The sequence below is a fragment of the Stenotrophomonas sp. SbOxS2 genome, assembly GCF_013416715.1.
Classification (GTDB): Bacteria; Pseudomonadota; Gammaproteobacteria; order Xanthomonadales; family Xanthomonadaceae; genus Stenotrophomonas; species Stenotrophomonas lactitubi.
In genome coordinates this window covers 78,466-92,242 of record NZ_JAAVXD010000001.1, presented here as the reverse complement: position 1 = coordinate 92,242, position 13,777 = coordinate 78,466, and the positions used below count along the sequence as shown (strand labels likewise).

Below are 13,777 nucleotides of genomic sequence, written 5' to 3'. Positions count from 1 at the left end.
TGCATTTCACCCGTATCACCACGCCATGCGTGGCTGCCGCGGTCGCCTACGCGCTCGCAGCCTCTTCCACCTTCGGGCCGTCCCACAATGCGTGGCCGGCCTTCTTGCGCAGCCGCTCCAGGCGCGCCGCATGTGCTTCCTGTTCCGACGGCGTGGCCACCACGCGCGGGCGCGGCAGCAGCTTGGACGCATCGAACGCCTGCAACACCGCAGCGCCACCGGCATCATCATCGCCCAGCCCGAAGCCGATCTCCTCCTGGCCCGAGGTCAGTGCGATGTACACATCGCCCAGGATCTGCGCATCCAGCAGACCGCCATGCAGGGCGCGGTGCGAGTTGTCCACGCCCAGCCGCTTGCACAGCGCATCGAGCGAGTTGCGTTGACCCGGGAAACGCTCGCGCGCCAGCGCCAGGGTATCGATCACCGTGCAGCGATCGGTGATCTTCCCGTACTGCTCGCCGAGCAGGGACAGCTCGTTGTCGAGGAAGCCCAGATCGAACGCGGCGTTGTGGATGATCAGCTCGGCGCCATCGATGAAGGCCAGGAACTCCTCCACGACCTGCGCAAACTCCGGCTTGTCTGCCAGGAATTCCAGGGTCAGGCCGGTCACTTCCTGCGCGCCCTGTTCGAATTCGCAGTCGGGCTTCAGGTACTGGTGATAGGTGTTGCCGGTCGGGCGGCGCTTGAACAACTCGACGCAGCCGATTTCGACGACGCGGTTGCCCTTCTTCCACTCCAGGCCGGTGGTTTCGGTATCAAGGATGATCTGACGCATGGGCTCAGTTTACCGGGCTGCCGTCGCGGATCTGGATCGCGGCGTTGCGGGCCAGGGTATCCACGCGTTCATTGTCCGGGTCGCCGGAGTGTCCTTTCACCCAGCGCCAATCGATCTGGTGCCGCAGCGTGGCGGCCTGCAGGCGCTCCCACAGTTCACGGTTCTTCACCGGATCACCGCCGGCGGTCTTCCAGTTCTTGCGGATCCAGCCCGGCAGCCACTGGGTCAGGCCCTGCCGTACGTACTGCGAATCGGTGTAGAGGACGATCTCGCAGGGCTCGGTCAGCGACTCCAGGCCGGAAATGGCCGCCATCAGCTCCATCCGATTGTTGGTGGTATGCGCTTCACCACCGCTCAGTTCGCGCTCGTGCCCCTTGTAGCGCAGCAGCGCCGCCCAGCCGCCGGGGCCGGGATTGCCGAGGCAGGAACCGTCGGTGTGGATTTCGATGGTTTTCAATACAACTCCAGATCAGGTAGCAACGGTGCCGTGCCAGCGCACGGGCAACGGGGTCGGCCCGGGCAGGGCCAGCGTGCGTTTTTCAGCGTGGAACAGGCAGGCCGCGCGCAGGGGGGCCCAGCCGCCGCGACGGCGGCTGCCGGCCCCCTGCCACATCGGCCCCAGGTAGCGCGTGTCCTCGCATTCCAGCCCATGGCGCTCAAGCAGCTGGCGGATCCGCTGTGGCGTGCGCACCGCCAGCCCGTGCTGGCGCCATCGGGTGCGGAACGGGCTGAACGGATTGAGGCTGGTCAGCCACAGATGGCCGCCGGGCATCAACACGCGTTCGCATTCGTCCAGCAGATGGTCGGCATCACCGACGGTCACATGCTGCAGCACGATGGCGTTGACGCTCTCGTTGGGCAGCGGCAACGGCAGTGCGCAGCGGGTATCGCCGGCGTAACCACTGCCCTGGCGATGCAGGCGCAGGCCACGCCCGCCCAGCTGCGCATCGGCCAGCCAGCCGGCGCTGGGGGCGATCCACAACCACGGCCGGGCCGGCAGCAGCGACAGCTGCGGCAGCAGCAGTTGCCGTTCAAGCACGCGCAAGGCCTCCGCCGGTTCGCTGTCGAACCACGGGGCCTGGCTCGCTTGACGGGTGCTCTGCAGCGCGGGCATGGTCCAATTCTATGCGACTGACTGCCCTGCCCGCATTTGCGGACAATTACATCTGGATGCTGATCGCCGACGACGGTGCTGCCGTGGTCGTCGATCCCGGCGATGCTGCGCCGGTACTGGCGCTGGCTGCCCAAGGCGTGCGCGTGGACACCATCCTGCTCACCCATCACCACGACGATCACATCGGCGGGGTAGCGGCGCTGCAGGCGCGTTTCCCTGGCGTGCGCGTGGTCGCACCGGTCGAAGCGCGCATCCCGATGGCCACCGAGCGGGTCGGCGAAGGTGAACGTGTTCAGGCACTGGGCCAGATGTTCCACGTACTATCCGTCCCCGGGCACACCCGCAGCCACATCGCGTTTCACACCGCTGAACAGCTTTTCAGCGGAGATTCGTTGTTCAGCCTGGGCTGTGGACGCCTGTTCGAAGGTACGCCGTCCCAGCTGCTGGCATCGATGCGCAAGCTGGGTGCCCTGCCCGCGCAACTGCTGCTGTGTTGCGCTCACGAGTACACCGTGTCAAATGCCGTCTTCGCGCGGCATGTCGACCCCGCCAACGCTGCCTTGTTGCAGCGCCAAGAGGAGGCTTTGGCCATGCGCCGCGATGACCGTTCCACCCTGCCAGTATCCCTGGCCGATGAAATTGCCTGTAATCCGTTCCTGCGTACCCACACTGCGCCCATCCGCGCGGCGGTGTCGGCGCACCTGGGGCGCGAGGTCGTGGATGACGTCGACGTCATGGCCGGTCTCCGGCACTGGAAAGACGGCTTCCGCGCATGAGTCGCCGAAGTCTGCCGCTGGCCCTGGGTCTCGTCCTGGGGTTGGCCGGAACTGCCGGCGCACAATCGCTGGGCGCCGGCATCAGCCAGAACCTGACCGCCGCCTCGGCCCTGCCGTTGGATCCGTCGACGCTGCCGGCTGCATCGGTACGCAACGGCCAGGAGATCTTCTCCAGCTTCCGCGACGGCCTGGCTGAACCCACCTGTGACGCCGAGGCCACCAGCCCGCGCTGGCAGAAGCAGTTCGCCCACGCCCCTTCGCGGCTGGCCAACCAGGATGATGACGCGCTGGTGCTGTTCGGCTATGTGGTCGAAGAGCTGCGCAAGGCCAACCTGCCGACCGAATTCGCCCTGATTCCCTTCGTCGAAAGCGGCTACCGGCCCAATGCCCGCAACGGCAGCGGCCCGACCGGCCTGTGGCAGTTCATCGCTACCACCGCACGCAACCATCGCGTGCCGATGAGCAACAACTACGACGGCCGGCTGTCTGCAGTGGAGTCCACTCAGGCCGCCGTGCGCTACCTGAAGACCCTGCATGGCATGTTCGGTGGCGACTGGCGCCTGGCCACCATGGCCTACAACGCTGGCGAGTACCGCGTGCTGCAGTCCATGCGCAAGGCCGGCATGAACGCGCAGAACGCCAAGCCGGCCGGCCTGCCCGGGCTGTCGCCGGTCACCCACGCCTACGTCGAGAAGCTGCATGCCTTGGCCTGCGTGCTGGAAGACGTGGAAGACCAGCCGGGCGTGATGGCCTCGCTGGACCGCACTGTCCCGGTGCTGAAGGACCACACCCTGCCGGCGGGCACCAGCGTCCAGCAGTGGGCCGCACAGCGCGCCCTGGACCCGGCGAAGATCGCCCGCTTGAACCCGGCCCTGGCCGCCGGCAACCGCCCGTCGGGCACGGCCCGCGTACTGGCCCCGGTTTCGGCGTCCAGCGCGAACGTAGCCGACATCGCCAGCACGACAGTTGCCACCGCACTGGCCAGCACCGCCAGCGCGGCGCCGAGCCCGCAGGTGGCAAAGGTGGTCGCGTCGGCTGCTGATCGCCCGCGCAACCGCCGCCACACCGTGCGCAACGGCGAATCGGCATGGACCATCGCCCGCCGCTACGGCATGCCGGTCAAGGCACTGTTGTCGCTGAACGGCTTGAGCGGCAGCAGCGTGCTGAAGCCAGGCGCGGTACTGCGCGTCGAAGACTGAGGTCGGCGCGGCGCCGCCGCGCGGTTTCCGGCCAACGGCGGAGCCCCTCGCGGGTGGCCCGGATCGCTCGTATGCGGTCGGGCAGGTGAGCTGCGCAGGGGCCGCTGCAAGTACATCCCTGTAAGCTCGGTCGCCGCATCCATGCGGCTCACGCCCCTGCGCAGCCCACCTGCCCGGCCGCGGACAGTTTCCGGCGGCACCCACGGATCAGAAGATGAAGAGCGTGAACAGGCGCGGGTTGCTTCGCTTCTGGTAGCGGCCGACCTTGGTCGGCACTCATTGCTCGGGTCACGGTTTGATCGAGGTTGCAACAACAAAAAAGGCCCGGCAATGCCGGGCCTTTTCGTTCCTGCTCGCCAGAGGCTTACAGGTTCGCTTCGGTGGTCTGCACCAGGAAGCGCTTGCGCATCGCGTCGATGTACGCCTTGGCAGCAGCCATGCCGTCGATCTGGCTCAGCTGGTCCTTCAGCTGCTTCTGCTGCTCGGCGGTCACTTCCTTGATGTCACCCGGGTTGACCTTGTTCACTGCGAAGACCAGTGCATGACCGTTGACGTCGACCTTGCCGTAGCTCGGCTTGCCTTCGGCCGGCACCGGCGCGCTGAAGATCGCGCGGTTGATCTCCGGGGTCGGCACCGGCTGGCTGCGCGGCAGGCCCGGCATCGGGCTCAGCTGCAGCTTCTCGCTGGCGGCCAGCGACTGCAGGGTCGCGCCCGCCTTCAGCTTGGCCAGCAGGGCATCGGCGGCCTTGTCACCGGCCTGGCGCTGACGGTCGGCACGGATCGCGGCGATCACCTGCTCACGCGCCTTGTCCAGCGGCAGCGCCTGCTCCGGGGTATGCGCGGCAACACGGATCACCACGCTGTGGTTGCTGCTGCCACCCAGGGCGATCGGATCGCTGGCGGTACCGTCCTGCACCAGGACGTCGGAGAAGGCAGCACGCAGCACGGCCGGATCAGCGGCAATGCCGGTGGCGGTGGTGCGCGTGATCGGGCCCAGCGTCTGCATCGGCAGGCCGACGTCCTTGGCGGCTGCGGCCAGGTCGCTCGGGCTCTTGTTGATGGCATCGACCAGGCGGCCTGCCAGATCGTTGAAGCCACGCTCACCGTCGGCCTTCAGCTGCTCGGCTGCCAGGGTGTCACGCACTTCTTCAAACGACTTGCCCTGGCCGCCACGAACCGCAGCGACCTTGATGATGTGGAAGCCGAAGTCGGTCTTGACCGGGCCGATCACTTCACCGGCCTTGGCGCCAAACAGTGCGTCTTCAAACGGCTTGACCATCGCGCCACGTTCCACCCAACCCAGGTCACCGCCCTGCGCCTTGGAACCGGGATCTTCCGAGTTCGCCTTGGCCAGCGCGGCAAAGTCGGCACCTGCCGCCTTTGCTTCGACAGCCAACTTGGCGGCCTTGGCTTCAGCACCGTCGCCGGTGATCAGGATATGCGCCGCCTGGCGCTGTTCCGGCGTGGTGAACTTGGCCTTCTCGTCTTCATAGCGCTTGCGCAGGGTTGCCTCGTCGGCCGCGGTCGGCGCCGGCAGGTTCGCACCATTGAGCTCGACATATTCCAGCGACACCGATTCGGCCTGGCGGAAATCCTTGCCATGGCTGTCGTACCACTGCTTGATCTGCGCGTCGGTCACCGGCGCGGTATCAACCGGAACTTCCGGCAGCGCGGCCAGTTCCACATCGCGGGTTTCGCCCAGCAGCTTCAACAGACGCTCGGTCTCGGCCTGGGTGACAAAGCCGGAGTTCTGCAGGCCCGACGGGATCACCGACTGCTGCAGGCTCTCACGTACCAGTTCCTGGAACTGGGTCGGCGTGCGCGGCGGATTGCCACCGGCCAGGGCCAGACGGTAATTGCTCTCGCTGAACTTGCCATCGGCGCCCAGGAAGCCCGGAATGGTGGTGATGTATTCGCGCACAGCGCCGTCGCCAATCACGACACCGGCCTGCTCACCGACCAGGCGCACGACCTGCTCGTCGATCAACTGGTCGAGCACGGCCAGCTTGTTCTCGGTGCTTTCGAACGCGCGCGGGTCGAAGTTCTCGCCCTGCTGCTGGCGTTCGCGCATGCGTTCCTGCTCGAAACGGGTGCGGAAATCCTGTGCGCTGATCTCATGGTGCTGCCACATCATGCGCACCGGCCACCAGGACGGTGCCGAGCGCCACCAGGTCGGCGGTGCCGAAACCTTGGCGACGTTCTGTGCGCCGACGCCACCGAGGTAGCTGTTGTCGATGACGAACAGGAACGGAATCATCAGCAGCCCCAGGATCACGGTAACGATCCAGCCTGAGGTCTTGTCGCGGAGTTTCTGCAGCATGGTGAGGAATCACAAGGCTTGATTGGCGAGCCCGGCAGTGTAACCCGCTTCGCGGCGTGGACCAAAAGCAGTGCCGGCGGGGTCTGGCGCCACCCTGGCCAGGCGATCGACACGATCGCGCGCATCAAACGATGAAAACGACGCAAAGAAAAAGCCCCCGACTTGCGTCGAGGGCTCTTAGAGTTGGCGGAGCGGACGGGACTCGAACCCGCGACCTCCGGCGTGACAGGCCAGCATTCTAACCAGCTGAACTACCGCTCCGCGCTTGAAACTTTGCAGGCGCTCAGTATATCCGAAGACTTCCTGAAAACCTACCCCGCTGAACACTTTTTTCAAAGTTTTTTCACGAGGATTTAAGAGTTTTGCAATGGCGGAGCGGACGGGACTCGAACCCGCGACCTCCGGCGTGACAGGCCAGCATTCTAACCAGCTGAACTACCGCTCCGTATTGCAGACCTCTTTGTTTTCTCTGCAACCGGGAGGTTGGAGAGAAAACAAGGCCCCCAGCTTTTCGGCCGGGGGCCTCGTTGAAAATGGCGGAGCGGACGGGACTCGAACCCGCGACCTCCGGCGTGACAGGCCAGCATTCTAACCAGCTGAACTACCGCTCCACATTTCAAACTTACCGCGGTGCTGTGGTGGGTGCTGAGGGTTTCGAACCCCCGACCCTCTCCGTGTAAAGGAGACGCTCTACCGCTGAGCTAAGCACCCCAGCGAGCCGCTTAGTTTACAGCATCCTTCAGGGCCTTACCAGCCTTGAACGACGGATTCTTCGAAGCAGCGATCTTGATGGTGTCGCCGGTCTTCGGGTTGCGGCCGGTGCGGGCAGCACGGTCGCGGACCTGGAAGGTACCGAAGCCAACCAGGGTGACCGCATCGCCGTCCTTCAGCGCCTTGGTGACGGCAGCAACGACGGCATCGACAGCGCGGCTGGACTCGGCCTTGGTCAGGTCGGCAGCTTCAGCAACGGCATCGATCAATTCGGTCTTGTTCATTCTTTACAACTCCTTTGGCGGTGGGTTCCGCGTATTCGACAGGGAAGCAACCGCACGACGTCTGCATGCGGTTGCCATGTGGAAACGGTTCGCCGAATTCAGTGAGCGCTGACTGCGATCACTCATTCGCGAGTGCTGCTTTTATACCAGCGGCCCTACCCCCACGCAAGCTGGAAAGCCAGCAACGACGCGGGTTTCAAGCATTTCGACAGGACGCATCAATGCTTGACGCGGGCGTTTCCACTCGGTTTGGCCTTGCTGCGCACCGTGACGCGTTGCGCACTCTTGCGCGTCTTCTTCGGCGCCAGCGGACGTTCCAGCGCCAGATCAAGCACTTCCTCGATGTACTTAACCGGCACGATCTCCAGATCGCGGGTGACGTTGGCGGGAATGTCGGCAAGATCCTTGCGGTTCTCATCGGGGATGATCACCGTGCGGATTCCGCCGCGCAGTGCCGCCAGCAACTTCTCCTTCAGGCCGCCGATCGCGGTGACGCGACCACGCAGGGTGATTTCGCCCGTCATCGCCACATCGGCGCGCACGGCCACCTTGGTCAGCATCGACACCAGCGAGGTCACCATCGCCGCACCGGCACTGGGGCCATCCTTCGGCGTCGCACCATCGGGTACGTGCAGATGCACGTCGTGCTTCTGCAGGAACTCCGGATCGATACCGAAGCCGACCGCACGCGAACGCACCACCGACAACGCCGCCGACGCCGATTCCTTCATCACGTTGCCGAGCTGGCCGGTCAGGATCAGCTGGCCCTTGCCCGGCACCAGCGTCGATTCGATCTGCAGCAGATCGCCACCGACTTCGGTCCAGGCCAGACCGGTGACCAGGCCGATCTCGTTCTCTTCTTCGGCACGGCCGAAGTCGAAGCGACGCACGCCCAGGTACTTGTCCAGGTTCTTGCTCGACACGCTCACCAGCGCCTTGGACTTGCGCGCGCCCTTCTTCGCCTTCGCCACCGGCTGCGGTCCACCCAGCGCGATCTCCTTCACCACCTTGCGGCAGATCTTGGCGATCTCGCGTTCCAGGTTGCGCACGCCGGATTCGCGCGTGTAGTAGCGCACGATGTCCTGGATCGCATCGCTGCCGATCTCCAGCTCTTCCGGCTTCAGGCCATTGGCCTTGATCTGCTTGGGAGCCAGGTAACGGGTGGCGATGTTGAGCTTCTCATCCTCGGTGTAACCGGGGATGCGGATCACTTCCATGCGGTCCAGCAGCGGCCCCGGAATGTTGAGCGAGTTCGAGGTGGCCACGAACATCACTTCGGACAGGTCCAGGTCCACTTCCAGGTAGTGGTCGTTGAATGCGTTGTTCTGCTCGGGGTCGAGCACTTCCAGCAGCGCCGAAGACGGATCTCCGCGGAAGTCCATCGACATCTTGTCGATCTCGTCCAGCACGAACAGCGGGTTCTTGCTGCCGACCTTGTTGAGGTTCTGCACGATGCGGCCCGGCATCGAACCGACATAGGTACGACGGTGGCCACGGATCTCGGCTTCGTCGCGCACGCCGCCCAGCGACATGCGCACGAACTTGCGGTTGGTGGCCTTGGCGATGGACTGGCCCAGCGAGGTCTTGCCCACGCCCGGCGGTCCGACCAGGCACAGGATCGGGCCCTTCATCTGCTTCACACGCGACTGCACCGCCAGGTATTCAAGGATGCGCTCCTTGACCTTCTCCAGGCCGTAGTGATCGGCATCGAGGGTGTCCTGCGCGGCCTTCAGGTCCTTGCGCACCTTGCTGCGCTTCTTCCACGGCACGCCCAGCAGCCACTCCAGGTAGTTGCGCACGACCGCCGCTTCGGCGGACATCGGCGACATCTGCTTGAGCTTGTTGAGCTCGTTGCGCGCCTTGGTTTCCACCGGCTTGGGCATGCCCGCTTCGGCAATCTTGCGCGCCAGCTCTTCCAGTTCGCCCGGCGCGTCGTCGAGGTCACCCAGTTCCTTCTGGATGGCCTTCATCTGTTCGTTGAGGTAGTACTCGCGCTGGCTCTTTTCCATCTGCGACTTCACGCGGCCGCGGATGCGCTTTTCCATCTGCTGCACGTCGATCTCGCCATCGACCAGACCGACCAGCATCTCCAGGCGTTCGCCCACGGCCAGCGTTTCCAGCAGGCGCTGCTTGTCCGACAACCGCACGCTGATATGCGCGGCGATGGTGTCGGCAAGGCGAGTCGGCTCATCGATGCCGGCCAGGGTCTGCAGCAGCTCCGGCGGCAGCTTGCGGTTGGTCTTGACGTACTGCTCGAACAGCGACATCAGCGAGCGGGCGATGGCCTCGATCTCGCGCGGCTCGCGTGCGTCGGTGGCCTCGATTTCGACGGCCTGGCCGTGCAGCGAGCCATCACGTTCGCTGACGCTGGTCACCTGCACGCGCGACAGGCCCTCGACCAGCACCTTGATGGTGCCGTCGGGCAGCTTCAGCAGCTGCAGCACCTGCGCCAGGGTGCCGACCTGGTAGAGGTCAGCGGCCTGCGGGTCATCGGTTTCGGCCGACTTCTGCGCCAGCAGCAGGATGCGCTTGTCCGCTTCCATTGCCTGTTCCAGCGCATGCATGGACTTGTCGCGGCCGACGAACAGCGGGATGACCATGTGCGGGAATACCACTACGTCGCGCAGCGGCAGGACCGGCAGGTCGAGGGTCTCACTTGGGGAACGGGCCATGGGGGCTCCAGGGAAGGGGAAAACCGTCTCCGGGAGGGCATCTTCCGGAGACAAAAAAAGCCGATGGCCCCGTTATGGGGCCATCGGCTTTCAGATGCAAGACGTTCCGAGAAAATTCTTTCTATTCAACAAGTTGAAAGAATCATTCGGCGCCAGCGGCCTTCTGTTCAGGGGCCGGCGGGGTCTGGTAGATCAGGTACGGCTCGGACTTGTGCTCGATCACCGATTCATCCACGACAACCTTGCTGACGTTTTCCTGCGACGGCAGGTCGTACATGGTGTCCAGCAGGACCGATTCGACGATGGTACGCAGGCCACGGGCGCCGGTCTTGCGCTTGAGCGCCTTCTTGGCGATGGCCGACAACGCGTCCGGACGGAACTCCAGTTCCACGTTTTCCATCTCGAACAGCTTCTTGAACTGCTTGGTGATGGCGTTTTTCGGCTCGGTCAGGATGCGGATCAGGGCCGGCTCGTCCAGTTCCTCCAGGGTCGCGACCACCGGCAGGCGGCCCACGAACTCGGGAATCAGGCCGAACTTGATCAGGTCTTCCGGCTCGACTTCGGCCAGCACCTTGCCCACTTCCTGCTTGCGCTCGCTGCTCTTCACCTTGGCGCCGAAACCGATGCCGCCGGCGTCGTTGGAACGCTGCTGGATCACCTTGTCCAGGCCAGCGAACGCGCCGCCGCAGATGAACAGGATGTTCTTGGTGTCCACCTGCAGGAATTCCTGCTGCGGATGCTTGCGCCCACCCTGCGGCGGAACGCTGGCCACGGTGCCTTCGATCAGCTTCAACAGGGCCTGCTGCACGCCTTCGCCGGACACATCGCGGGTGATCGAAGGGTTCTCGCTCTTGCGCGAGATCTTGTCGATTTCATCGATGTAGACGATGCCCTGCTGTGCCTTCTCGACGTCGTAGTCGCACTTCTGCAGCAGCTTCTGGATGATGTTCTCCACGTCCTCGCCCACGTAACCGGCTTCGGTCAGCGTGGTGGCGTCGGCCATGGTGAACGGCACGTTGAGCAGGCGGGCCAGGGTCTCGGCCAGCAGGGTCTTGCCCGAACCGGTCGGACCGACCAGCAGGATGTTCGACTTCGCCAGCTCGACTTCGTCGTTCTTCTGGCGGCTCTCGATGCGCTTGTAGTGGTTGTACACGGCCACGGCCAACGTCCGCTTCGCGCGGTTCTGGCCGATCACGTACTGGTCGAGCACCTCGAGGATCTCGCGCGGCTTGGGCAGCGAACTGCGTGCCGACTGCGCCTTTTCCTCAAGCTCCTCACGGATGATGTCGTTGCACAGCTCCACGCACTCATCACAGATGAACACGCTCGGACCGGCAATCAGCTTGCGCACTTCATGCTGGCTCTTGCCGCAGAAAGAGCAGTAGAGGATCTTGCCGGTGTCCGTGGAACGACCTTGGCGGTCTTCGCTCATGCTTCGCTTACCCAGTTACGCCACCCGCTGAACGGGGGTTCGATTCGAGAATAACACAGGGCCGGAGGGACATCAGTCCACCCGACCCTGCAGGAACGGGGCCTGCCATGGCCCCGTGAGTGCCGGTCAGCCGGCCTGGATCGACTCTTCCGGACGACGCTCCAGGACCTGGTCGACCAGGCCGTAGGCGACCGCATCGACCGCGCTCTTGAAGTTGTCGCGCTCGGTATCGCGCGCGATGGTCTCCAGCGACTGGCCGGTGTGCTTGGCCAGCACTTCGTTCAGGCGCGCGCGCAGGGTCAGGATCTCGCGAGCGTGGATGTCGATGTCGGTGGCCTGGCCCTGGAAGCCGCCCAGCGGCTGGTGGATCATCACCCGCGAGTTCGGCAGCGCATAGCGCTTGCCGGCTGCACCGGAAGCCAGCAGCAGCGCGCCCATCGAGGCGGCCTGGCCGACGCAGATGGTGCTCACGTCCGGCTTGATGTACTGCATGGTGTCGTAGATCGCCATGCCGGCGGTGACCACGCCACCCGGCGAGTTGATGTAGATGCTGATGTCCTTTTCCGGGTTTTCCGCTTCCAGGAACAGCAGCTGCGCCACCACCACGTTGGCCATGTGATCGTCGATCGGGCCAACCAGGAAAATCAGACGCTCCTTCAACAGGCGCGAATAGATGTCGTAGGCACGCTCGCCGCGGCTGGTCTGCTCGACCACCATGGGAACCATGTTCAGGGCTTTGGTTCGGTTGTCCATTTCGTGAGGTACCTATCTTGGGGGGAAACACCCCCGCGCCAGGGCTGGCGCGGGGTATCCGGCAATCCGCCAGGGATTACTGGCGGATCGCGTCCTGGAACGACAGCTTTTCTTCAGTGTGCTGGGCGCGCTCGGCGATCCAGTCGATCACCTGCTCTTCCATCACGCGGTTCTGCAGGCCAGACATCAGCTGGGGGTCGTTGCGGTACATCTCAATGACCTGCTCCGGCTCTTCGTAGGTCGAAGCGATCAGACGCATCGTTTCATTCAGACGCTTCGGCTCCAGGCGCAGGTCGTTGCTGCGGGCCACTTCGCCGACCACCAGGCCGACCAGCACGCGCTTGGCAGCAGCGTCCTTGAAGCCTTCGTGGGCGTCGGCCGGGATCTCGCCCGGGTTGCGGCCGCTGCGGCGGATCTGCTCGACCTGCTGGGCCAGCATGGCGCGGGCTTCGTTCTCGACCAGGCGCGGCGGCATTTCCACCGAAGCGTAGGCCGCGATCAGCTGCTCGCCGACTTCACGACGCAGGCGGTTCATCAGCGCGCCCTTGAGCTCGCGCTCGAGGTTGGCACGGATGTCGCTGCGGAACTGCTCGACGTCGCCGCCCTTCACGCCGAAGCTCTTGATGAAGGCTTCATCGACCGCCGGCACGACCGGCTCGGAGATGTCGGTGACCTTGACGGTGACCTGCACGGTCTTGCCCGCCAGCGCCGGCACGCGCCAGTCAGCCGGGAACTCGACGTCCAGGGTCTTCTCTTCGTCCTTGGTCATGCCGACCAGGCCCTGCTCGATGGTCTCGAACATCATGCCCTGACCGAGCACGATGCTGCCCTTCTCGGTGCCTTCCGCCGGCAGGCGCTCGTCACCGGCCTGCGACCAGGTTTCCAGTGCGACCAGATCGCCGTCCTGCGCGGCACGGGTGACCGGCGACCAGCTGCGACGCTGGGTCTGCAGGTTCTCGATCATCTGGTCGATGTCGGCATCGGTGATCTCGGCGGTGTGGCGCACGACGGTCAGCTTGCTGACGTCGATGTCACCGAAGTCCGGCACCACTTCGACGGTGGCCACGAAGGAGAACTCGCCCTCGTCACCCTTGTCGATGCGCGGGCTGCCGACGATGCGCAGGTCGTGCTCGCGCACGGCGGCATCGAAGGTCTCGCGCAGCAGGCCGTCCAGCGCCTCGCCACGGACCTGCGCGCCGAAGCGCTGCTCGATCACCTTGGCCGGCACCTTGCCCGGACGGAAACCCTTGATGCGGGTGGTGCGGGCGATTTCGCCCAGGCGGCCGTTGATGTGGCTCTGCAGACGGTCTTCCGGCAGCGAGAAGCTCAGGCGGCGTTCCAGGTTGCCGATGGTTTCGATCGAAGCTTGCATGTTGACTCCTGCCACCGGTGGCGCCCTGGCCCCCGGCTCGATGATGGATGAAACGGTTGTAAGGACACGACGTCGATGACGCGCCTGCTTGCCGCAGCCCTTTAGTTTCGCCCAATTCGGGCGGCGCCGCCAGCATGGCGGGGCGCAGGGATTGACGCGGAATGCCCGACTGGGCGGGGGACGGGCCGGCCTGGTGCGAAAGGGGGGACTCGAACCCCCACGCCTTGCGGCACTGGAACCTAAATCCAGGGCGTCTACCAATTCCGCCACTTTCGCGTGGCCGGCTCAGGCGTTCATTGTTGCAGGCGGGGGCGGAAAGCGGAAGGCTTCCACAAAACTGAATACGCAATTTGATGGAGAAAGCGGCCC

11 protein-coding genes and 5 tRNA genes are annotated in these 13,777 nt (G+C 64.7%); 2 read left to right on the top strand and 14 right to left on the bottom strand.

What is annotated here, in order from left to right:
• Positions 1-46: 46 nt before the first annotated feature.
• The 3 genes from dnaQ to HFK18_RS00495 are packed head-to-tail and all read right to left on the bottom strand — an operon-like array spanning position 47 to position 1,889.
• Complete coding sequence (gene dnaQ / locus HFK18_RS00505; RefSeq protein ID WP_180163733.1) at positions 47-775, bottom strand: DNA polymerase III subunit epsilon; 729 nt, start codon at positions 773-775, stop codon at positions 47-49.
• Between the two features lie 4 nt (positions 776-779).
• Complete coding sequence (gene rnhA / locus HFK18_RS00500; protein WP_025878155.1) at positions 780-1,232, bottom strand: ribonuclease HI; 453 nt, start codon at positions 1,230-1,232, stop codon at positions 780-782.
• 12 nt (positions 1,233-1,244) lie between these two features.
• The gene (locus HFK18_RS00495; RefSeq protein ID WP_180163732.1) at positions 1,245-1,889 is read right to left on the bottom strand and encodes a hypothetical protein; all 645 of its coding nucleotides are present in this window, start codon (positions 1,887-1,889) and stop codon (positions 1,245-1,247) included.
• Positions 1,890-1,900: 11 nt separating this feature from the next.
• On the opposite strand from HFK18_RS00495, the gene gloB reads away from it, so the two are divergent.
• The gene (gene gloB / locus HFK18_RS00490) at positions 1,901-2,665 is read left to right on the top strand and encodes a hydroxyacylglutathione hydrolase (RefSeq protein WP_180163731.1); all 765 of its coding nucleotides are present in this window, start codon (positions 1,901-1,903) and stop codon (positions 2,663-2,665) included.
• Positions 2,662-3,864, top strand: a complete 1,203-nt coding sequence (locus HFK18_RS00485; RefSeq protein WP_180163730.1) for a lytic transglycosylase domain-containing protein — start codon at positions 2,662-2,664, stop codon at positions 3,862-3,864. Before gloB ends, HFK18_RS00485 begins: the two co-directional genes overlap by 4 nt.
• A 364-nt stretch (positions 3,865-4,228) precedes the next feature.
• Here the strand turns inward: HFK18_RS00485 and HFK18_RS00480 are convergent, their stop codons facing one another.
• The 11 genes from HFK18_RS00480 to HFK18_RS00430 form a co-directional block, all read right to left on the bottom strand.
• Positions 4,229-6,184: a peptidyl-prolyl cis-trans isomerase gene (locus HFK18_RS00480; RefSeq protein WP_180163729.1), complete on the bottom strand. Its 1,956-nt coding sequence runs from the start codon at positions 6,182-6,184 to the stop codon at positions 4,229-4,231.
• A 184-nt stretch (positions 6,185-6,368) separates the two neighbouring features.
• Positions 6,369-6,445: transfer RNA gene (locus tag HFK18_RS00475), tRNA-Asp, on the bottom strand.
• A 107-nt stretch (positions 6,446-6,552) separates the two neighbouring features.
• Positions 6,553-6,629, bottom strand: a tRNA-Asp gene (locus tag HFK18_RS00470).
• A gap of 89 nt (positions 6,630-6,718) precedes the next feature.
• Positions 6,719-6,795, bottom strand: a tRNA-Asp gene (locus HFK18_RS00465).
• 25 nt (positions 6,796-6,820) lie between these two features.
• A tRNA-Val gene (locus HFK18_RS00460) sits at positions 6,821-6,895 on the bottom strand.
• 11 nt (positions 6,896-6,906) lie between these two features.
• Positions 6,907-7,179 (bottom strand): HU family DNA-binding protein, encoded by a 273-nt coding sequence (locus HFK18_RS00455; protein ID WP_004146343.1) that lies wholly within the window; start codon positions 7,177-7,179, stop codon positions 6,907-6,909.
• A 218-nt stretch (positions 7,180-7,397) separates the two neighbouring features.
• Positions 7,398-9,851 carry an endopeptidase La gene (lon, locus tag HFK18_RS00450; protein WP_099819178.1) on the bottom strand — a complete coding sequence of 818 codons (2,454 nt, stop codon included), beginning with the start codon at positions 9,849-9,851 and terminating at the stop codon, positions 7,398-7,400.
• Between the two features lie 142 nt (positions 9,852-9,993).
• Entirely contained in the window at positions 9,994-11,283 is a 1,290-nt protein-coding gene (clpX, locus tag HFK18_RS00445; RefSeq protein WP_099819177.1) for an ATP-dependent Clp protease ATP-binding subunit ClpX, read from the bottom strand.
• Between the two features lie 126 nt (positions 11,284-11,409).
• A complete protein-coding gene (gene clpP / locus HFK18_RS00440) occupies positions 11,410-12,036 on the bottom strand; it encodes an ATP-dependent Clp endopeptidase proteolytic subunit ClpP (RefSeq protein ID WP_025878142.1) in 627 nt (208 codons plus the stop codon).
• A 76-nt stretch (positions 12,037-12,112) separates the two neighbouring features.
• Positions 12,113-13,408, bottom strand: a complete 1,296-nt coding sequence (gene tig, locus HFK18_RS00435) for a trigger factor (RefSeq protein WP_100551677.1) — start codon at positions 13,406-13,408, stop codon at positions 12,113-12,115.
• A 191-nt stretch (positions 13,409-13,599) separates the two neighbouring features.
• Positions 13,600-13,684 (bottom strand) — tRNA-Leu (locus HFK18_RS00430).
• Positions 13,685-13,777 lie beyond the last annotated feature (93 nt).

Excerpts from the sequence above, each read along its gene's own strand:
- dnaQ (WP_180163733.1), bottom strand. The coding sequence starts at position 775 with ATGCGTCAGATCATCCTTGATACCGAAACCACCGGCCTGGAGTGGAAG.
- HFK18_RS00495 (WP_180163732.1), bottom strand. The coding sequence starts at position 1,889 with ATGCCCGCGCTGCAGAGCACCCGTCAAGCGAGCCAGGCCCCGTGGTTC.
- gloB (WP_180163731.1), top strand. The coding sequence starts at position 1,901 with ATGCGACTGACTGCCCTGCCCGCATTTGCGGACAATTACATCTGGATG.
- HFK18_RS00485 (WP_180163730.1), top strand. The coding sequence starts at position 2,662 with ATGAGTCGCCGAAGTCTGCCGCTGGCCCTGGGTCTCGTCCTGGGGTTG.
- HFK18_RS00480 (WP_180163729.1), bottom strand. The coding sequence starts at position 6,184 with ATGCTGCAGAAACTCCGCGACAAGACCTCAGGCTGGATCGTTACCGTG.
- HFK18_RS00455 (WP_004146343.1), bottom strand. The coding sequence starts at position 7,179 with ATGAACAAGACCGAATTGATCGATGCCGTTGCTGAAGCTGCCGACCTG.
- lon (WP_099819178.1), bottom strand. The coding sequence starts at position 9,851 with ATGGCCCGTTCCCCAAGTGAGACCCTCGACCTGCCGGTCCTGCCGCTG.
- clpX (WP_099819177.1), bottom strand. The coding sequence starts at position 11,283 with ATGAGCGAAGACCGCCAAGGTCGTTCCACGGACACCGGCAAGATCCTC.
- clpP (WP_025878142.1), bottom strand. The coding sequence starts at position 12,036 with ATGGACAACCGAACCAAAGCCCTGAACATGGTTCCCATGGTGGTCGAG.
- tig (WP_100551677.1), bottom strand. The coding sequence starts at position 13,408 with ATGCAAGCTTCGATCGAAACCATCGGCAACCTGGAACGCCGCCTGAGC.